Source organism: Pantoea sp. sgz302252, from assembly GCF_047713085.1.
Taxonomy (GTDB): domain Bacteria; phylum Pseudomonadota; class Gammaproteobacteria; order Enterobacterales; family Enterobacteriaceae; genus Scandinavium.
In genome coordinates, this window is the sequence record NZ_JBLFJW010000011.1 from 70,351 (window position 1) to 89,487 (window position 19,137).

A 19,137-nucleotide genomic window follows, 5' to 3' on the forward strand; every position below is an offset into this window, starting at 1 on the left:
TTGCTCCCTGTTAACTAAGCTCTTCACGACGTTTTGCACAACGCATGATCACATCTGCCAGCGCGATAATACTGCGATCAAGTACGGCAGCAATCTGGATGTCGCCAGTTATCTCTTTCACCCGTTCACGTTCGTTGAGCAGTCCTTGATAGACATCTTCATGTGGGCCGTCCAGCCAAGGCTGGAAATGCATGCAGGTGTAGCAAGGAATAGGAACATTGGCACCACAAAAGCCATGTTCTCCACAAGTACCAACACCCTGACCCATTTCGGTCCGAATACGACTGGTAGGGTCGTTACCTCGATGCGCGTCTCTCTCTGAATCGACAAGTGCCCCGACAAAGGCCTGAGCGTATGGTGCTAATTGGAAGCCAACCGCCTCATCAAGCTTTTTCACATGCTCGGGGATATTCTTGATGTAAACGCCTGCGTTTTGGGTGTCCGCGTGGTCAAGCAGTTCCGCAATCACCAGCTCGCCAAAGCCTTCCCGGGCTGCTCGTGTGCCTGTGGTATAACGAAAACGACGAGCATTGATATGTAATAGCTCACCGGTACGTTCCGACCGGATGTCGGACTTTTCTACGATGTATTGGAGGGTGTCGGTTATCTCTGCGGCGGGAATGTGGAGTTTGTCGGTAGCAAGCAGTTGGCGGAATTCATAAGGAGATTGGACGGCATCTAACACATCAAGATCAGGAAAAAGAGGGATTTGCTGCCGGTCATCTTCCTGCAATTCAAACCCCAAACGATTTTCAACCTGCGCAATCGCATTTCTTGCCTGAGCACTCAGGATTGCCCATAGTTCCAGTGATATTGCAAATGGTTTGAAGTTTATTCGGAAAGAGCTGCTGCGCTGCTTGGCTCGCGGCACATTCAACACATAGAAGGGCTCTCCCTTTTCATTTTTACCACAAAGGACATCGACCACACGAAGCAGCGAGATCTGAATGGGACGACGTCCTGTATGACTGGTGCCAAGTGCCATAGCCAACTCAGCTATAGTAATTAAGTTCTTTTCATAAGCCCGAACAGCCCCCTCGTTAAACGCTGTCAGCTCATTATCCGTCAGTGGCCCCTCTTGAGGATCCATGCGCTTAACCGCATCCCCCTTACGATTACCCTTTAGCGTCCAGCCATCTAGCAAGCGGTTCACCTCCTTACTGATGCCGGGATAGCCCAGTTCGTGCCAGGATCGAAGAAAGCCACGGATGGTTGCTAGATACCATTCTGTTGCAGGCGACAGCATCGACCGATAATTAATCAATACCGTATCAGTAATTTCTCTCGCGTCAGTCTCACGCAGCATGTGCTGAAACCGTTCAAGAATATTTTTTGTATGAGAAGAAGAACGATTGGATGCATAAAACGCCAGTGTGCGCAGGCAGCCATCTAGCGTCCCATCTGACAAGTAATGGTGAATATCAGCAAGATTAATAGTGATATTTCTATCCAATGTCCACGATGTGTCATACAACAGAAAAGAGTAGCCATTGGCCCTGGCACGGATTCGTTCTGGTACTAACCCAAGTAAGAGGTTATTCATGGTCATCCTTGAAGTCCTCTGGCAAGCTAGTGCCGTTACCTGCTTGTAATGCCAAAGCGGCCTCAAAACCTTTTTGCCGAATGAAACGCTTGTTGTAAGTCGCTGCGGTTCCCGAGCCATCTCTCCAGCCCATTAAGTACGAACGAAGTTGCTCTTGGCGTTCCTCGCTGACTTTCTCATTCATGGCATCCATTCTTTCTGAAAACTTGCGATTCCAAGTGTGGCGGAGCGAATGTCCTGTCGCTGCATACAATTGCGGTGATATAGACCTGACTACGGAAAAAATTTTATGATATCCCCCTTTGGAGATAGGATTTCCCAGAGTTGGTCCACTCTTGTAAGTTACAAACAGATAGTCATTTTTCTTCACATTTCTGACTTTCCGGCGATCTTGAAGGATATAACTATGCAGTTCTTGAGCTAAGGATTCAGCCAACGGTAAGAGCCGTTCTCTAGTTTTAGCATTAGGCTCATTGGTTCTAGAGTCAGCTTGTTCATCTGCTCTCCTAACGATACGGATCCTGTTAGCGCTAAAATCTATGTCCTGTATTCTTATATTTAATAATTCACCACCTCGGATGCCAAGATAAAACAGAAGCAAGATCATCAGCCGATTGCGGCGCTGCACATCTATTGAGAAAGGGTTTAACTCTGATCTAGGCTGGATGACTTCAAATAGCGCGTCCAATTGAACATCACTCAATGACCTGTCTTGTAAGTCGTGGTTTCTGCGCTTTTTAGATGGTCGGCGCGTCTTTATCTGCGCCGCCATAGCATTGATCTTTTCGACAACTTCCAGTTCTGTCGTCTTTAAGATATGCATCGCATACCAGTGTAAATAGTTGGCAAACGTTGTTAGCCGGGAATGCTGTGTCCCGTTATCAACGATATCGGTCATCGCATCTGCCAACCAAGAGGTAGAGGACACAGTTAATGGCCCCTTTCTTTGTTTGCACTGAGCAAAATCTCGCAGATCATCCAGCTCTTGTGGCTTGAAGAAGTCTTTGGTCAAAAACCGCTGCTCAAGGTCAATGTCGCGACTCTCTACAAAGCGTAACAACATAACCAGGTTGTTAGCCGCCGCCAACATCGTTGAAAAAGCATCCTCTCTATTGCGGATTTGAGTTGTTAGAAACAGAGTGGGGTAATACATGGGAAGCCCAGAAGCACGATCCACTACCATGCAATAGCGCTCGCCACTATCCATGACAAATGTTGTAACTCTGTAGTTCTTTTCCATGCACTCACACCCCATAAACATTACACAATTACAAGGTACACTTTATGTGAAAAATCACCAATTTATACAAGACACTTTTTCCGACGATAGAAACAAAAAACCCCTGAATTAACAGGGGCCTGCGTATGGATTCTTTACAAATAACTCACAAGTTAACTCTAGAACGGGATATCGTCGTCGAAATCCATCGGCGGTTCGTTAGACGGAGCCGGTGCTGGAGCAGCAGACTGCTGTGGACGAGCCTGCGCGCCGCCGCTGAACTGGTTGCCGCCTTGCGGCTGCTGTGGCTGGCCCCAGCTTCCGCCCTGTTGCTGGCCACCGGCTGCTGGTGCACCGCCGCCCTGACGGCCGCCGAGCATCTGCATGGTGCCGCCGACGTTAACCACGACTTCAGTGGTGTATTTTTCAGCACCCGCCTGGTCCGTCCATTTACGGGTACGCAACTGGCCTTCGATGTACACCTGAGAACCTTTGCGCAGATACTCACCGGCCACTTCCGCCAGTTTGCCGAACAGCACAACACGGTGCCATTCAGTCTGCTCTTTCATTTCACCGGTCGCCTTATCGCGCCAGGATTCAGAAGTAGCCAGCGTAATGTTGGCAACTGCGCCACCACTTGGCATGTAGCGTACTTCCGGGTCCTGGCCCAGATTACCGACGAGAATCACCTTGTTTACGCCTCTGCTGGCCATGACTGTGTCTCCTGAAAAGAATATCTGAATAGTTTAAGTCGGGGATTGTAGCATTACAAAGTGCCCGTTTGATAGTTTGCGAGTCTGATTCCAGGTTTCATTTATGGACAGACTTTGTTGCAGCGAAACCCTGAAGCACGATTCCAGTACTGTATATTCATTCAGGTTAAACTGTGTCATAATTAGCCGTTTCTGCCGTTTGTCCTTCAAGCAAACCAGGCATGCCGAGTCTCTACCGGGAAAGGTGAATGGATAAGATCGAAGTTCGGGGCGCCCGCACCCACAACCTCAAAAACATCAACCTCGTCATCCCTCGCGACAAACTCATTGTCGTGACCGGGCTTTCGGGGTCAGGTAAATCTTCGCTGGCGTTCGATACGCTGTATGCCGAAGGGCAACGGCGCTATGTGGAATCGCTGTCCGCCTATGCGCGTCAGTTCCTGTCGCTGATGGAAAAACCGGACGTTGACCATATTGAAGGGCTGTCACCCGCCATTTCAATCGAGCAAAAATCAACGTCGCATAACCCGCGTTCTACCGTGGGGACCATCACTGAAATTCACGATTACCTGCGTCTGCTGTATGCCCGCGTGGGCGAGCCGCGCTGCCCTGACCACGATGTCCCGCTGGCCGCGCAAACCGTCAGCCAGATGGTGGATAACGTTCTGTCGCAGCCGGAAGGCAAGCGCCTGATGCTGCTGGCACCGGTTATCAAAGAGCGTAAAGGCGAGCACACCAAAACGCTGGAAAACCTGGCTAGTCAGGGCTATATCCGCGCACGTATTGACGGTGAAGTCTGTGACCTTTCCGATCCCCCGAAACTGGAACTGCAGAAGAAGCACACCATTGAAGTGGTGATTGACCGCTTTAAGGTGCGAGACGATCTCACCCAGCGCCTGGCAGAATCTTTCGAAACCGCGCTTGAGCTCTCCGGCGGCACCGCTGTCGTCGCCGACATGGACGATCCGAAAGCCGAAGAACTGCTGTTCTCGGCCAACTTTGCCTGCCCGATTTGCGGCTATAGCATGCGTGAACTGGAACCGCGTCTGTTCTCGTTCAACAACCCGGCGGGGGCTTGCCCAACCTGCGATGGCCTGGGCGTGCAGCAATATTTCGATCCGGATCGCATCATTCAGAATCCTGAGCTGTCCCTTGCAGGCGGTGCAATCCGTGGCTGGGATCGCCGTAATTTCTATTATTTCCAGATGCTTCGCTCACTGGCGGAACATTATGAATTTGATGTGGAAGCCCCGTGGGGCAGCCTGAGCGCGCACGTGCAAAAAGTCGTGTTGTACGGTTCAGGTAAAGAAACCATTGAATTCAAATACATCAATGACCGTGGCGACACCTCGGTACGCCGCCACCCGTTTGAAGGCGTGCTGCATAACATGGAGCGTCGCTATAAAGAGACTGAGTCCAATGCGGTGCGCGAGGAGCTGGCGAAATTCATCAGTAATCGCCCGTGTACCAGCTGTGACGGCACACGTCTGAATCGCGAAGCGCGCCACGTGTTTGTGGAAAACACCGCGCTGCCGACCATTTCCGACATGAGCATCGGTCACGCCATGGATTTCTTCAACAACATGAAGCTTTCCGGGCAGCGTGCAAAAATTGCCGAAAAAGTGCTGAAAGAGATTGGGGATCGCCTGAAGTTCCTCGTCAACGTTGGCCTTAACTACCTGACACTTTCCCGTTCCGCAGAAACCCTCTCCGGCGGCGAAGCGCAGCGTATCCGTCTGGCAAGCCAGATTGGCGCGGGCCTGGTCGGGGTGATGTACGTGCTGGATGAGCCGTCCATCGGCCTGCACCAGCGCGATAACGAGCGTCTGCTCGGCACGCTTATCCATCTGCGTAACCTCGGTAACACGGTGATTGTGGTTGAGCACGATGAAGATGCGATTCGCGCCGCAGATCATGTTATCGACATCGGTCCTGGCGCTGGCGTTCACGGCGGTGAAGTGGTTGCGGAAGGCCCGTTAGAAGCCATCATGGCGGTGCCTGAATCGTTAACCGGCCAGTACATGAGCGGCAAGCGTAAAATCGAAGTGCCGAAACAGCGCGTTCCGGCCAATCCGGAAAAAGTCCTCAAGCTGACTGGCGCACGTGGCAACAACCTGAAAGACGTTACCCTGACCGTGCCGGTTGGGCTGTTCACCTGCGTGACCGGGGTATCCGGCTCCGGAAAATCGACGCTCATTAACGACACGCTGTTCCCGATAGCGCAGCGCGCACTCAACGGCGCGACTATCGCTGAACCTGCACCGTATCGTGATGTCTCGGGTCTTGAGCATTTCGACAAAGTTATCGATATCGACCAGAGCCCCATCGGCCGTACGCCTCGCTCTAACCCGGCAACCTATACCGGCATTTTCACGCCTGTTCGCGAGCTGTTTGCTGGCGTGCCGGAATCCCGTGCACGCGGCTATACACCGGGCCGCTTCAGCTTTAACGTACGTGGCGGGCGCTGCGAAGCCTGTCAGGGCGATGGTGTTATCAAGGTTGAGATGCACTTCCTGCCGGATATCTACGTGCCGTGCGACCAGTGCAAAGGCAAACGCTATAACCGCGAAACGCTGGAGATTAAGTACAAAGGCAAGGCCATCCACGAAGTGCTGGATATGACCATTGAAGAAGCACGCGAGTTCTTTGATGCCGTACCAGCGCTGGCGCGTAAGTTGCAAACGTTGATGGATGTCGGCCTGACTTACATTCGCCTTGGCCAATCCGCAACAACGTTGTCCGGTGGTGAGGCCCAGCGTGTAAAACTGGCGCGTGAGCTGTCAAAACGCGGTACGGGCCAGACGCTCTATATCCTTGATGAGCCGACCACCGGTTTGCACTTTGCGGATATTCAGCAACTGCTGGACGTCCTGCATCAGTTGCGTGACCAGGGCAACACCATCGTGGTGATTGAGCACAACCTCGACGTGATTAAAACCGCAGACTGGATTGTTGACCTCGGCCCTGAAGGCGGTAGCGGCGGCGGGGAAATCCTGGTGTCAGGCACGCCGGAAACCGTGGCAGAGTGCGAAGCCTCGCACACGGCACGCTTCCTCAAACCTATGCTGTAATCAGTCTGAAAGCTGCTGTCGGACCGCTTCCGGCAGCAGCCCCATCGCCTGCTGATAAGAGGCATCCACCAGGTAGTAAATCTGCGAATCCGGCAGCGTACCGTCGAGATAAACGGTGCTCCAGTGTGCTTTATTCAAATGCTGGCTTGGCCGGACATCACCGTGCTGTTGACGCAGCAAGTCTGCCAGCTCAGGGCTGGTTTTCAGTGACGTCGCCGGGCGACCTTCCACCTCTTTCACCATCGCAAACAACACGTCTGAGACTTTAATCTGCGTGGCTTTCCAGTCGCTGTGAACGCTCTGTTCCGCACCGGGCTTGCTCATGCAATATTGCAGTAACTCCGAAATGGTCATCGTCATTCCCCTTGTAGCCCAGCGGCACGATGCCGCGTTCTGCCATGAAGATCTTCTGACTAAGTGTGCAGCAAGTCGAGGGAAAGGGGAAACGAAACTGATTAAAAAAACGGCACACCTGAAGTGTGCCGTTTTCCGCGATCAATATTCTGAATTAACGATAACTTCTTCGCCGTACGCACCGGCATTTGGCAATGGTTTGTAGGTCGAGTTCGAAGCGCGTAAAACGCGGATGCCACGGGCTCCAACGTCGTGGGCCGCGGTGATATCGTTATCTGAGTCACCGTAAAACAGCTTGATGTTCTTGCTCTGCAACCACTGTGTTTTGGTGTTTTGGCCAGGCTCGTCCCCGGCGAAAATCACAGGGTTCATATTTGCCGCAGGGATTAAGAAATCGTCTTGCAGGGTTTTCGTCACGGTTTCGGTTTTGGTCTGGCTACGGCCAGTCACAAAGTAAATACTGTCGCCACGCTTCACGTGCATCGCAATCAGCGAGCGAGCCACTTCTTTCGGGATGCTGAACTCATCCCAACCGTTATTCATTTTTTCCCAGAACTCCGGGTTCTTCAGATAGGCTTCACTTTCTGGTGAATACGTTTTTTTACCGCGCCAGAATCCTGGGCTTGAGAACAGCACGGTGTCATCAATATCAAACCCTACGGCCATCGGTGGGCGACCTAACAGGCTGTTTTCAATTTGTGCCACAGAGACCCAATGGATGGGCGCTTGTTCGGCGAGTTTCGCGACATTTGTCCCCACATACAGCGGAGAAGGTGAGGAGGCGTGGGCATCGACAACGGCGCTGTTTAACGTAAACAGCAAACAAACGGCGCTAAGCGCCAGGCTAATTTTGCGCATTTTTACCCCTGAATGAGTCAGTTTTTATTTTTTCGAGGAGGAAGACTGCTCAGCAGTCAGGTTGACCTTAACCGCGCAACCACATGAAGGGAAGGAATATTGACGATTAATGTCATAGAAAAGGGTGATGATCACAAACCCTTACTGTTGGCAGGACGTTAAGTACGCTGGCCTTGCCTTAAGACAAAAGCCAGCGTAAGTGAGCGCTTACATCACAGCAGAGAACGCCTGGGCAACACGCTGAACGTTACGCGAGTTGAGACCCGCCACGCACATACGTCCGCTGGCAATCAGGTAGACGCCAAACTCTTCACGCAGACGATCGACCTGAGCGGCACTCAGCCCGGTGTAGCTGAACATGCCGCGCTGCTTCAGCAGATAATCAAAATTCCCCTCCGGCATCGCCTGCTTCAGCACTGTCACCAGTTCCTGACGCATCGCCAGAATACGGGTACGCATGGCTTCCACTTCCGCCAGCCAGGAGGCTTTCAGGCCAGCATTGTTGAGCACGGCCGACACTACCTGTGCGCCAAAATTCGGCGGGCTGGAGTAGTTACGACGCACAGTGGCCTTCAGTTGGCCGAGCACGCGGCTGACCACTTCGCTGTCTTCACACACGACAGAAAGGCCGCCGACGCGCTCGCCATACAGAGAGAAAATTTTAGAGAACGAGTTGCTGACCAGCACGGGCAAGCCTGCGCTGGCAATGGTGCGAATGGCGTACGCATCTTCTTCCATGCCTGCGCCAAAGCCCTGATAGGCGATGTCGAGGAACGGGATAAGGTTGCGTGCTTTCAGGACTTCCGTCACCGCATCCCACTGGGCATCGGTGAGATCCGCCCCGGTCGGGTTGTGGCAGCAAGGGTGCAGCAGAACGATATCTTTTTCTGGCAGGCTATTGAGCTTTTCCAGTAGCGCTTCGAAACGCACACCGTTGGTGTGATCATCAAACCATGGGTAAGTACTTACTTCGAAGCCGGCCCCTTCAAATATGGCGATGTGGTTTTCCCAGGTCGGGTCGCTGACCCACACTTTCGAGCCTGGGAAATAACGTTTGAGGAAATCAGCCCCCACTTTCAGCGCACCGGAGCCGCCCAGCGTCTGGATGGTCGCCACGCGATTTTGCGCCAGCACCGGGTGATCGGCACCAAACAGCAGAGGCGCAACGCCGTTGCGGTAAGTGTTCAGACCTTCCATCGGCAAATAGACAGAAGCCCCGTGCGGCGCAGCATTAAGACGCGCTTCCGCTTCAGCAACTGCCTGTAATTGCGGAATAATGCCGTCTTCATTGTAATAAAGACCGATGCTGAGGTTCACTTTGTCACGACGGGAGTCTTCTTTGAATTTTTCCATCAGCGAAAGGATGGGATCGCCAGCGTAGGCGTCAACTTTCTGAAACACGCGATGATTCTCCAGGGTTACACAGGGCAGGAATCACCACAATAAACCGGATCAGCCTTTGAGATCGAGAGCCTCTTCTCTAAGAAGTGCAAGTATCTGCGCAATACGCTGTTCGAGGTTGCCTGAAACAACCAAAAAAGGGATATTTCTGGCTACCAGCTCTTGTTCATACCATGCCTGTTGTAATTCCCTGAATGCATTTCCTTGTCTGGTGCCATCCTGAACAAAGGGGAAATCTGCGGAACAGAGAACAATCAGATCATACGGGCGGTTGGCGAGTTCCCAAAGTTTGGCTTCAGCCTGGCCAAAAAGATGGCAGGAATAAAATAGTGTGGTGAGTGGCGAGGTATCACAAACCAGCCAAGGATAAATACTTGCCAGTTCTTCTCTGCGAATTTGCATCTCTGCAATGTGCAAAAAATCTTCATAGGCTAATTCGCCCCCAACCTGCTCCCAACGTTCACGACCATACTCTGGCACAAAATTGCAGTTAAGCACCTTTGCCAACGCTTCGCTGAGCGTACTTTTGCCCGTAGACTCCCCTCCCAACAAGCAGATACGCTTAACGAAATCGCTATAAACTGTCTTCGAGAGGTAGTGACGCCAGCGATGCACATCAGAACGAATCAGCGTACCTGAAACGGCTGATGCACCCGTCTCACGTTGCGTGCGCACGTGTTTAACCGTTTTTCCGAAACGCCGACTTAAAACATCGGCAAACCCGTCGCCGTACTCTTCCGCTGTAAACACTGCATCGGGGCACATACGCAATACTTTAAGACAAACATCAGCCATGTAATGCCGATGTTTGTCTTCACGATCATCATTTGCGGGCAACACGTCGAGTCCTTGAGCGACCACTTTGTCAGGGTCAAGTACCAGAACTTTTGTATCAGGAAACAGACCCTCCAGCCACCTCTGCCGCTTCTCAACCTCACAGCCAGGGAGTGAGGGCACTGAATAAGAGATGATAATGAGAATGTCGCATTGACTACGGGCCATATTAATCAATTTTTCATGGCCTTTGTGCAGCGGTGAAAATTTACCCACTACCAGACCGCAGGCATATGATTTCATTGAGTGGCCCATTCTCTGCGCCATTGATAAAACCCATACCAGGCGTTAACCCAAAAAATAAGATAGAGACCAGCAGTTAGCCAAAGCTCGCGAGCTGCATATACAGGAACCGCAATAGTGTTGACAATGAGCCACATAGGCCAGCTTTCGAGCTTACGCCTCATCAGCATAAGCTGTGCAAGCACACTAAAGGTCAAAATTAAAGAGTCAAGCCAGGGAGACCAGGCATTGGTATAGAAGTGAAGAATTGCAGCATAAATTACTGCGACGATAAACGCGCCCACCAGCATAATAACCAATGAGCGCCGTGTTGTTCGGGTAATAACTTTCTTACAGCCCTGGTTTCCTTTCAACCAATGGACCCAGCCAATACCACTGGTCAAGATAAAGAACACCTGCAAGGTGACATCGGCATAAAGTCTCGCCACGAAAAAAACCCAACCGTAAAGCAGACAACCAACGATACCAATCCACCAGGTATTGACGTTATTGCGAGCCGCTAGCCATACCGACAGGGCATAAGTAAGACAAGCGACCAGTTCCATTCCAGACATTGCTATTCCTGTAACAAGATTCTCATTCGCTCGCTAACCATACCTGGCTGTGTACCGCCTTGCTATCTTAATGGCTCAATGGTCCTGTAATGGATAAATCCCATCGCGTTAGTCAAGGTACTGCATCGCCACCCGTGACGTCAGGCGCGTGATAAGTTCGTAAGCACTTACTTTCGTGATTTCTGCGATACGTTCAACCGGCAGGCCTTCGCCCCAAAGCACGACGCTATCACCTGCTTTCTCTTGAGCTTCTGGCCCCAGATCGACGCAAATCATGTCCATTGCCACACGGCCAACAATCGGCACTTCACGTCCGTTGACCAGCACTGGTGTGCCTGTTGGTGCCGCGCGTGGATATCCGTCGCCATAGCCCATCGCCACTACGCCGAGACGCGTGTCACGTTCGCTGGTCCAGGTTCCACCGTAACCGACGGGTTCACCGGCTTTATGTTCGCGTACTGCGATCAGGCTGGAGGTCAGCGACATCACCGGTTTGAAGCCAAAATCCTCGCCCCACGGTTTGCCTTCCAGCGGCGATACGCCATAGAGAATAATGCCCGGACGAACCCAGTCGAAATGCGACTGTGGGAACAGCAGAATGCCGCCGGAAGCGGCAATGGAACGCTGGCCCGGCTTGTCTTCGGTAAAGGTGGTGAAAATGTCGAGCTGCTGTTCGGTCGCGCCACATTCAGGCTCATCTGCACGCGCAAAATGACTGACCACGTTCACCGGCTGGCGCACATTTTTGCACTGGCTCAGACGCTGATAAAACGCAGTGGCTTCTTCCGGGCGAACGCCGAGGCGGTGCATACCGGTGTCGAGTTTCATCCAGACCGTGATGGGTTCAGGCAAATCAGCCTGCTCCAGCGCTTCGAGCTGTTCAGGGTTGTGGACGGCCGTTTGAAAACCCTGAGCGGAAATCAGTGGCAGATCGCTGGCATTGAAAAAACCTTCCAGCAGGAGCACAGGCTGGCGAATGCCGCCTTCTCGCAGGCGCACAGCCTCTTCCAGGCGGGCGACGCCAAAAGCATCGGCGTCGGGGAGCGTTCGCGCGGTCTCCAGAAGACCGTGTCCGTAGGCGTTCGCTTTCACGACTGCAACGAGCTTACTGGCGGGTGCCAGTTCACGCAGGCGTTGCAGGTTGTGTCGCAGAGCGCGGCGGTTAATGACAACAGTTGCCGCTTGCATTTGAATTCCTTGCCTTAAAAAATGATCGAATCCTCGGCCGAGGATTTATTCGTCGTCGTATTGTGGGCCTGCGTAGTTATCGAAACGCGACCATTGTCCGTTAAAGGTCAGGCGTACTGTGCCGATAGGGCCATTACGCTGTTTACCCAGGATAATCTCGGCTATCCCTTTCAGATCGCTGTTTTCGTGATAAACCTCGTCACGATAGATAAACATGATCAAGTCGGCATCCTGCTCGATGGAGCCTGATTCACGCAGATCCGAGTTCACCGGGCGTTTATCCGCGCGCTGTTCCAGAGAGCGGTTAAGCTGCGACAACGCCACCACCGGTACATGCAGCTCTTTCGCCAGCGCCTTGAGGGAGCGAGAAATTTCAGCAATCTCAAGGGTACGATTATCCGACAGCGACGGCACACGCATTAATTGCAGGTAGTCGATCATGATAAGCCCGATGCCGCCGTGCTCACGGGCAATACGGCGCGCGCGGGAACGCACTTCTGTCGGCGTCAGGCCGGAAGAGTCATCAATGTAGATGTTTCGTTTTTCGAGCAAGATGCCCATGGTGCCGGAGATACGCGCCCAGTCTTCATCGTCAAGCTGACCGGTACGAATACGGGTCTGATCGACGCGCGACAGCGAGGCAAGAGAACGCATCATGATCTGTTCAGAGGGCATCTCGAGACTGAAGATAAGCACCGGCTTATCCTGCAACATCGCCGCATTTTCGACGAGGTTCATCGCAAAAGTGGTTTTACCCATCGACGGACGAGCAGCCACGATAATCAAGTCCGACGGCTGCAAACCGGCGGTCTTTTTGTTCAGATCGTCATAGCCCGTGTTGACCCCAGTGACACCATCGTGCGGCTGCTGGAACAGCTGTTCGATACGCGCAACGGTGGCATCCAGCACGTCGGCGATGTTTCTCGGGCCTTCGTCTTTATTGGCACGGCTTTCCGCGATTTTAAAAACACGGGACTCAGCGAGATCCAACAAGTCTTCACTGGTGCGCCCTTGTGGGTCAAAACCGGCTTCGGCGATTTCATTCGCCACAGAGATCATCTCACGAACAACGGCACGTTCACGTACGATGTCTGCATAAGCGCTGATGTTCGCCGCACTTGGCGTGTTTTTAGACAGTTCTGCCAGATAGGCAAACCCGCCGACGCTGTCCAGTTGCCCTTCCCGCTCCAGCGATTCCGCGAGCGTAATCAGGTCAATCGGGCTGCCGGTTTCCTGCAACTTCGCCATTTCGGTGAAAATATGGCGATGCGGACGGGTGTAAAAATCTTCCGCTACGACGCGTTCGGCAACGTCGTCCCAGCGCTGGTTATCCAGCATTAAACCGCCCAACACCGACTGTTCCGCTTCAATCGAGTGCGGCGGTACTTTCAACCCTGCGACCTGATGATCGCGCTCGCGGGGTTCAGTCTGTTGTTTGTTGAAGGGTTTATTTCCTGCCATAGTGAATGGAGTTACCGGGTTAAAGAGTGGGCCGTAAGATTATCATATCTGATGCTCCTAAACGATATCTGGAGGATAGCATGGCAACGCGAATTGAGTTTCATCAGCACGGTGGGCCTGAGGTACTTAAGCCCGCAGAATTTACCCCAACCGACCCCAAAGAGAACGAGATTCAGGTGGAAAACAAAGCCATCGGAATCAACTATATAGATACTTACATTCGCAGCGGCCTTTACCCACCGCCCGCGCTGCCGAGCGGTCTTGGTACCGAAGCGGCAGGGGTGGTCAGTAAAGTCGGCAGCGGCGTAAAACACATCAAAGCGGGTGACCGCGTGGTCTACGCACAATCGGCTCTTGGGGCTTACAGTACCGTGCACAATGTGCCTGCCGATAAAGCCGCCATTCTCCCTTCAGCCATCTCTTATGAACAAGCGGCGGCTTCTTTCCTGAAAGGACTGACGGTGTTCTATCTGCTGCGCAAAACGCATGAAATCAAACCGAGTGAGCCGTTCCTGTTTCATGCGGCTGCCGGTGGCGTGGGGCTTATCGCCTGCCAGTGGGCGAAAGCTTTGGGGGCACAGCTGATTGGTACTGTTGGCTCGGCGCAGAAGGCACAGCGCGCGTTACAGGCCGGAGCCTGGCAGGTCATTAATTATCGTGAAGAAAATCTGGTTGAGCGAGTGAAAGAAATCACCAACGGCAAAAAACTGCGGGTGGTGTACGACTCGGTCGGCAAAGATACCTGGGAAGCGTCGCTCGACTGCTTGCAGCGCCGCGGCCTGATGGTCAGTTTTGGCAATTCTTCCGGTGCGGTAACAGGCGTGAATCTGGGGATCCTGAACCAGAAAGGGTCACTGTACGTGACCCGCCCTTCTCTTCAGGGTTACATCACTAACCGCGAAGAACTGGCCGAGGCGAGCAATGAGCTGTTTTCGCTGATAGCCAGCGGCGTTATCAAAGTGGATGTGGCTGACGCGCAGAAATATCCGTTGAAGGATGCACAGCGAGCGCATCAGATTCTGGAGAGCCGGGCGACAGAAGGGTCTAGCTTGCTGATCCCTTAAGAGTGCGGGTCGGTACAAATTATCAGGGCTTCCCGAAGGAAGCCCTGTTTTTTTATCGTTCGCTGTATGTAGGGTACAGCGCGATGAATTCGTTAGTCTGGTAAGCATGACAGAGTTATGACGCGCTGCCTATGCTGGCCTTTCCAGGTTGTGACGAACTCCGCAAACCCTTAATAACGCCACCGATCGTCGCGGCGATACTGCGGCACTTTTGGTGCTTTCACCGCTCTGATAATCCACACCACGGCGACCGCCAGCAGCAGCCACGGTAGCAATTTGATCATCAGCGCTATCAGGCCACCAAAGAACATCAGCACAGTAGCCACCACAATCGCCGCCAGAATGCCCAGCACAGACACGCCAGTCACCAGCAGCATGACGAAAAATCCAATGATAAATAACAGTTCAAACATGGCTATGTCCCTCAAGATAACGCAACTGGGATAACCCTTACAAAAACCATGCCAAACTTAACGCATTGAATTACTACAAAAACGCCCCGCAAGCGGCTGCGAGGTGTGGTCAATTTGACTAACTGTTAGCGAGTTTTTAACGCTTATTCGCCACCAGTTGCAGCGCTTGCTCCAGCACGTCGATATCGGCTCCCGCTTTGTGGGCGTTTTCGCTGAGGTAACGACGCCATTGGCGCGCGCCCGGAATGCCCTGGAACAGACCCAGCATATGGCGCGTGACGTGGCCCAGATAAGTGCCATTACTCAGCTCGCGCTCAATGTACGGATACATCGCACGGACGACGGCGACAGGATCAGCATCCGCGCCTTCAACGCCAAAGATTTCACGGTCAACGGTCGCCAGAATGCCTGGGTTTTGATACGCCTCGCGCCCGACCATCACGCCATCCATGTGCTGCAGGTGCTCTTTGGCTTCCGCCAAAGACTTAATGCCGCCGTTGATGGACATCGTCAGATGCGGGAAATCACGCTTGAGCTGATAAACACGTGGGTAGTCGAGTGGCGGAATTTCGCGGTTTTCTTTCGGGCTCAGGCCAGAAAGCCAGGCTTTACGCGCGTGGATGATAAACATCTCACATTCGCCGTTGCCGGAAACGGTATTGATGAAATCGCAGAGGAATTCGTAGCTGTCCTGATCGTCAATGCCAATACGCGTTTTGACGGTGACCGGAATGGAGACCACGTCGCGCATCGCTTTTACGCAGTCAGCCACCAGTTGTGCATTACCCATCAGGCAGGCACCGAACATGCCGTTCTGCACCCGATCGGACGGGCAGCCAACGTTCAGGTTGATTTCATCATACCCGCGCTCTTCAGCCAGCTTCGCACAATGAGCTAACGCCGCCGGATCGCTCCCACCAAGCTGTAACGCCAACGGATGCTCTTCCTCGCTGTACGCCAGATAGTCGCCTTTGCCATGAATAATCGCCCCGGTGGTCACCATTTCGGTGTACAGCAGCGTGTGGCGCGAAAGCAGGCGCAGGAAGTAACGACAATGCCTGTCCGTCCAGTCGAGCATCGGTGCGATGGAGAAGCGGTGTGCAGGAAAAGCGGGGGATTGTGTTTCTGGCAGCATGGTGAAAGTTTGAGCGTCCGGTTAAATGGGGGGCGCTACTATAGCACAAAGGAAGCGCAGAGGAATTGCCCGGCGGCGCTACGCTGGCACGGGCCTACAAAGGGCACGCGAGCGTAGCGCCACTCGACAAAATCAGAAGGTCAGACCCAGTTGCACGCCCGCACCCCAGGTTTGATCTTCGCCGTACAGCCCCATCAGATCGACGTGAACAGTGTTCAGCGGCGCGAAACCAACACCCGCCGTGAAGACGTTGCTGTCATTGCCTTTCACATCCGCGCGATAACCCGCACGCACCGCCAGCCAGCTCAGCGGCGTCACTTCCGCCCCAACGCCAACGTACTGGGAATTATCTTCGCTCTTAAATCCTTTGGTTTCCGTCAGGTCGCCGTCCGCGCTCAGCGTCACCAGGTCGGTGTGCCACGCCACGCCTGCTGTCACCAGTGGGCGAATTTGGTAGGTGTCTTTGTAGTTGGTGGTCACGCCGGTTGAATTGTTGGTGATACGAACATCTTTGGTGTCGATATCACGCGACATCAGGTTTTGTCCGCTTAAACCCACGGTCCAGTTTTCGCCAAAGTCTGCTGCAATCCCTGCGTCCACGTTAAAGCCGGTATCGTCATTACGATACTTACTCTTCTTCCAGTCATCACTGTGATAATCATCAATGGACGTCGTGTAGTTATAGAGCCAGGTTTGCTGCAGTTTCGGCGTCACCCCAAAGGAAACCGGCACACCGCCGATATCAAATTTACGGGCGATTGCGATGCCGTAATCGGAAACAATAGCCGCCTTGCCTGATGCAGTTGAATTGAGATTATTGGTCAGCGCATCGCTGCCGTTAATCAGTGCGTTAGCCGCCTGTGATGCAGCAAAAGGATCAGAATTCTGAATATTACGCAGATAGTCGATATCACTCTGATCGATATTGGAGCTGGCACGGGCATGCGCATAGGCCCTGGTGACAAACGCCAGTGATACAGCAGAGGTCGGCACGCTGACAGCAATACCAGCGCCAGCATTCGCACGCGCGGTTTTGCCTCGTAAATCTTCCAGTTGCCCGGCTAAATCGCCTGCGGCGCTTTGGAATTGATTTAACGTATCGCCGGGATTGATCAGAATATCCGTCGGCGTGATGTTATCCAGCACGCTCCTGTAGTGGTCGATATCGTTGCTGATATCGTCAATTTGATCGCGAAGGTTGTCTTTGTCGGTAATCTGTCCGCCAACCGACGGAATAACGACAGAGACATCATCGTCAGGTTTGGATTTTGCCAATAGCGCCGGGTTAATCAACACTGCGCTGCCATAGCTGGCTGACGCAACCCCGGTTCCCCCCATCGCATCACTTCTCGCTTCTGACCACGTATTTGCCGCTCCCGCCTGATTTGCCATAAAAAGCGAAACTGCCGCAGACACCACAGAATATTTGATATTTTTTTTCACGATAGACTCGTTATTTGCAGGTGAACGTTTATCCCTGTTCAGTTATCGGCTGAAAAGGGGCGAACTATTGCTGTGAATAACGATGTAAAAAGCAGCCTGTTAGGCCGATTTGCGTTAAGGGGCGTCGTGTTATCGTAGGAATATGTGACGCCCCTCAATATTTATAGATGAGATTGTTATTTTCGCGAGGGTTTACCGTCATGTGGGCCAAAAAACTGCGGTGGATGGTCAACCCAACGGTCCTGGCGGGTCGCGGCATACTCCTGATTCAGCGGATAGTAGATGCGATTGTGCTTTTTATTGGCTTCGCCAACGACCAGCAGACACACCTCTTCCTCAGTATTATTGATAAACGTGTGGCAAACGCCCGTTCCGGCCGGAAATCCGACGCTGTCGCCGGGTTCCAGTTGCCAGAGATAGCCGTTTATCCATGCCTGCGGGTGGCCTTCCAGCACGTAGATAAACTCTTCTTCATCACTTTCGGCATGCGGGTAAGACGTGCGTCTGCCCGGCGGCAGGCGTTCGTGGTGAATGCCTAAGTGACGCAGCCCAAGCTTACGCGCCAGGGGCGCACCGATGGAAAAGAGCTCAGGGCTGTCGGGATAGGTTGAGTTATCTGGCTCTTCCAGGTCACGCCAGTGTCGAATGCAGTCGGGTCGTTTCATCTTTCCCCCGGGATTTTTTCCCTGTTGTCTTGCGTCATGTATAGCACACACCCGGCAGGTTATCGGCGTTTGTGCCATAACATGATAAAGTAGCGGTTTACTTTTTAGCTGATTCGAGGACGCCGATGGACAAGACCACTCCCCAGGATATGCTCACGCATGCCGAAAGGCTTTGCGCTCAGCGCGGCGTGCGCCTGACTCCGCAGCGCCTGGAAGTGCTGCGCCTGATGACGCTTCAGCAAGGGGCGATCAGCGCCTACGATTTGCTCGATCTGCTGAAAGTCAGTGAGCCACAGGCGAAGCCACCCACCGTTTATCGGGCACTGGAATTTTTACTCGAACAGGGTTTTGTCCACAAGGTTGAGTCCACCAACAGCTATGTGTTGTGTCATCTGATTGATCACCCTTCGCACAGCTCGGCGATGTTTATTTGCGACCGTTGTGGGGGGGTAAAAGAAGAAGTTGCCGACGGCTTAGAAGACATCATGCATAAACTGGCCGCGCGAATGGGATTTGCGCTGCGCCATAATGTGCTTGAAGCCCATGGCTTGTGTGCGGAGTGTGTTGAAGTGGAAGCCTGTGCAACACAGGATTGCTGCGGGCACGACCACACCATTCAAATCAAAAGGAAGCCGGGCCAGAAATAAGAGTGATAATAATTACTGCTACCGCGAACTGCCATTGCCAGTTTGCATCTCTGTCAGGAAATCTGATTATTGCCATGGCCAATTACCGGCCATGCTGACAGAGCATCGGTTCGAGGCATATCGTCACCATTTTTCCCGTCTGGCAGGTGAATTTACCTGATTATCTGGCACTTTCGTCGGCTTTATGATTATTAAAGAAGGAAAAACCACGCTTTTTCCTTCTTTGTCAGCAATCTGAGGCTTCGCCTGATAACTTCTGTGAGGGAGTTAAGCCGGAACGGAAAATGCACCACTGACTGAACCGGGGCGCATCAGTGATCCACATACAGAT

At 52.8% G+C, this 19,137-nt stretch carries 17 protein-coding genes; 3 read left to right on the forward strand and 14 right to left on the reverse strand.

Annotated features, from left to right (window positions below):
* Positions 1-10 precede the first annotated feature (10 nt).
* The 3 genes from ACLW56_RS10675 to ssb1 all read right to left on the reverse strand — a co-directional run bounded on the left by ACLW56_RS10675 (position 11) and on the right by ssb1 (position 3,475).
* Entirely contained in the window at positions 11-1,549 is a 1,539-nt protein-coding gene (locus ACLW56_RS10675; protein ID WP_096977185.1) for a site-specific integrase, read from the reverse strand.
* Positions 1,536-2,783: a site-specific integrase gene (locus ACLW56_RS10680; protein WP_330983755.1), complete on the reverse strand. Its 1,248-nt coding sequence runs from the start codon at positions 2,781-2,783 to the stop codon at positions 1,536-1,538. Before ACLW56_RS10680 ends, ACLW56_RS10675 begins: the two co-directional genes overlap by 14 nt.
* Positions 2,784-2,941: 158 nt before the next feature.
* Positions 2,942-3,475, reverse strand: coding sequence for a single-stranded DNA-binding protein SSB1 (gene ssb1, locus ACLW56_RS10685; RefSeq protein WP_330983756.1), 534 nt, complete (start codon positions 3,473-3,475; stop codon positions 2,942-2,944).
* A 248-nt stretch (positions 3,476-3,723) separates the two neighbouring features.
* Here ssb1 and uvrA point away from each other — a divergent pair, with 248 nt between their 5' ends.
* The gene (gene uvrA / locus ACLW56_RS10690) at positions 3,724-6,546 is read left to right on the forward strand and encodes an excinuclease ABC subunit UvrA (RefSeq protein ID WP_330983758.1); all 2,823 of its coding nucleotides are present in this window, start codon (positions 3,724-3,726) and stop codon (positions 6,544-6,546) included.
* Here the strand turns inward: uvrA and ACLW56_RS10695 are convergent, their stop codons facing one another.
* The 7 genes from ACLW56_RS10695 to dnaB all read right to left on the reverse strand — a co-directional run bounded on the left by ACLW56_RS10695 (position 6,547) and on the right by dnaB (position 13,439).
* Positions 6,547-6,900 carry an MmcQ/YjbR family DNA-binding protein gene (locus ACLW56_RS10695; protein WP_330983759.1) on the reverse strand — a complete coding sequence of 118 codons (354 nt, stop codon included), beginning with the start codon at positions 6,898-6,900 and terminating at the stop codon, positions 6,547-6,549.
* A gap of 141 nt (positions 6,901-7,041) precedes the next feature.
* A complete protein-coding gene (gene aphA, locus ACLW56_RS10700; protein WP_330983760.1) occupies positions 7,042-7,758 on the reverse strand; it encodes an acid phosphatase AphA in 717 nt (238 codons plus the stop codon).
* A gap of 207 nt (positions 7,759-7,965) precedes the next feature.
* On the reverse strand, positions 7,966-9,159 hold the full coding sequence (gene tyrB / locus ACLW56_RS10705) for an aromatic amino acid transaminase (RefSeq protein WP_330983761.1): 1,194 nt from the start codon (positions 9,157-9,159) through the stop codon (positions 7,966-7,968).
* A gap of 51 nt (positions 9,160-9,210) precedes the next feature.
* Entirely contained in the window at positions 9,211-10,236 is a 1,026-nt protein-coding gene (locus tag ACLW56_RS10710; RefSeq protein WP_330983762.1) for an AAA family ATPase, read from the reverse strand.
* Positions 10,233-10,790: a nicotinamide riboside transporter PnuC gene (pnuC, locus tag ACLW56_RS10715; protein WP_330983763.1), complete on the reverse strand. Its 558-nt coding sequence runs from the start codon at positions 10,788-10,790 to the stop codon at positions 10,233-10,235. Before pnuC ends, ACLW56_RS10710 begins: the two co-directional genes overlap by 4 nt.
* A 108-nt stretch (positions 10,791-10,898) precedes the next feature.
* The gene (alr, locus tag ACLW56_RS10720) at positions 10,899-11,978 is read right to left on the reverse strand and encodes an alanine racemase (protein ID WP_330983764.1); all 1,080 of its coding nucleotides are present in this window, start codon (positions 11,976-11,978) and stop codon (positions 10,899-10,901) included.
* A 45-nt stretch (positions 11,979-12,023) separates the two neighbouring features.
* On the reverse strand, positions 12,024-13,439 hold the full coding sequence (gene dnaB / locus ACLW56_RS10725) for a replicative DNA helicase (RefSeq protein ID WP_330983765.1): 1,416 nt from the start codon (positions 13,437-13,439) through the stop codon (positions 12,024-12,026).
* An 80-nt stretch (positions 13,440-13,519) separates the two neighbouring features.
* On the opposite strand from dnaB, the gene ACLW56_RS10730 reads away from it, so the two are divergent.
* Positions 13,520-14,503 (forward strand): quinone oxidoreductase, encoded by a 984-nt coding sequence (locus ACLW56_RS10730; protein WP_330983766.1) that lies wholly within the window; start codon positions 13,520-13,522, stop codon positions 14,501-14,503.
* A gap of 170 nt (positions 14,504-14,673) precedes the next feature.
* Here the strand turns inward: ACLW56_RS10730 and pspG are convergent, their stop codons facing one another.
* From pspG to ACLW56_RS10750, 4 genes are all read right to left on the reverse strand, one after another.
* The gene (gene pspG, locus ACLW56_RS10735) at positions 14,674-14,916 is read right to left on the reverse strand and encodes an envelope stress response protein PspG (RefSeq protein WP_330983767.1); all 243 of its coding nucleotides are present in this window, start codon (positions 14,914-14,916) and stop codon (positions 14,674-14,676) included.
* Between the two features lie 136 nt (positions 14,917-15,052).
* Positions 15,053-16,051 carry a tRNA dihydrouridine(20/20a) synthase DusA gene (gene dusA / locus ACLW56_RS10740; RefSeq protein WP_330983768.1) on the reverse strand — a complete coding sequence of 333 codons (999 nt, stop codon included), beginning with the start codon at positions 16,049-16,051 and terminating at the stop codon, positions 15,053-15,055.
* Between the two features lie 132 nt (positions 16,052-16,183).
* A complete protein-coding gene (traF, locus tag ACLW56_RS10745; protein WP_330983769.1) occupies positions 16,184-17,494 on the reverse strand; it encodes a conjugal transfer protein TraF in 1,311 nt (436 codons plus the stop codon).
* A 176-nt stretch (positions 17,495-17,670) separates the two neighbouring features.
* Positions 17,671-18,159, reverse strand: coding sequence for a cupin domain-containing protein (locus tag ACLW56_RS10750; RefSeq protein ID WP_330983770.1), 489 nt, complete (start codon positions 18,157-18,159; stop codon positions 17,671-17,673).
* 125 nt (positions 18,160-18,284) lie between these two features.
* Between ACLW56_RS10750 and zur the strand changes: the two genes are divergently transcribed.
* Positions 18,285-18,806 carry a zinc uptake transcriptional repressor Zur gene (zur, locus tag ACLW56_RS10755; protein ID WP_330983771.1) on the forward strand — a complete coding sequence of 174 codons (522 nt, stop codon included), beginning with the start codon at positions 18,285-18,287 and terminating at the stop codon, positions 18,804-18,806.
* Positions 18,807-19,137: the final 331 nt, after the last annotated feature.

What these genes read in the sequence shown, in the direction of transcription:
- aphA (WP_330983760.1), bottom strand. Translation starts at nt 7,758, where the DNA reads ATGCGCAAAATTAGCCTGGCGCTTAGCGCCGTTTGTTTGCTGTTTACG.
- ACLW56_RS10750 (WP_330983770.1), bottom strand. Translation starts at nt 18,159, where the DNA reads ATGAAACGACCCGACTGCATTCGACACTGGCGTGACCTGGAAGAGCCA.
- pnuC (WP_330983763.1), bottom strand. Translation starts at nt 10,790, where the DNA reads ATGTCTGGAATGGAACTGGTCGCTTGTCTTACTTATGCCCTGTCGGTA.
- ACLW56_RS10695 (WP_330983759.1), bottom strand. Translation starts at nt 6,900, where the DNA reads ATGACCATTTCGGAGTTACTGCAATATTGCATGAGCAAGCCCGGTGCG.
- ACLW56_RS10710 (WP_330983762.1), bottom strand. Translation starts at nt 10,236, where the DNA reads ATGAAATCATATGCCTGCGGTCTGGTAGTGGGTAAATTTTCACCGCTG.
- dusA (WP_330983768.1), bottom strand. Translation starts at nt 16,051, where the DNA reads ATGCTGCCAGAAACACAATCCCCCGCTTTTCCTGCACACCGCTTCTCC.
- alr (WP_330983764.1), bottom strand. Translation starts at nt 11,978, where the DNA reads ATGCAAGCGGCAACTGTTGTCATTAACCGCCGCGCTCTGCGACACAAC.
- uvrA (WP_330983758.1), top strand. Translation starts at nt 3,724, where the DNA reads ATGGATAAGATCGAAGTTCGGGGCGCCCGCACCCACAACCTCAAAAAC.
- ACLW56_RS10680 (WP_330983755.1), bottom strand. Translation starts at nt 2,783, where the DNA reads ATGGAAAAGAACTACAGAGTTACAACATTTGTCATGGATAGTGGCGAG.
- ACLW56_RS10675 (WP_096977185.1), bottom strand. Translation starts at nt 1,549, where the DNA reads ATGACCATGAATAACCTCTTACTTGGGTTAGTACCAGAACGAATCCGT.
- pspG (WP_330983767.1), bottom strand. Translation starts at nt 14,916, where the DNA reads ATGTTTGAACTGTTATTTATCATTGGATTTTTCGTCATGCTGCTGGTG.
- dnaB (WP_330983765.1), bottom strand. Translation starts at nt 13,439, where the DNA reads ATGGCAGGAAATAAACCCTTCAACAAACAACAGACTGAACCCCGCGAG.
- ssb1 (WP_330983756.1), bottom strand. Translation starts at nt 3,475, where the DNA reads ATGGCCAGCAGAGGCGTAAACAAGGTGATTCTCGTCGGTAATCTGGGC.
- zur (WP_330983771.1), top strand. Translation starts at nt 18,285, where the DNA reads ATGGACAAGACCACTCCCCAGGATATGCTCACGCATGCCGAAAGGCTT.
- ACLW56_RS10730 (WP_330983766.1), top strand. Translation starts at nt 13,520, where the DNA reads ATGGCAACGCGAATTGAGTTTCATCAGCACGGTGGGCCTGAGGTACTT.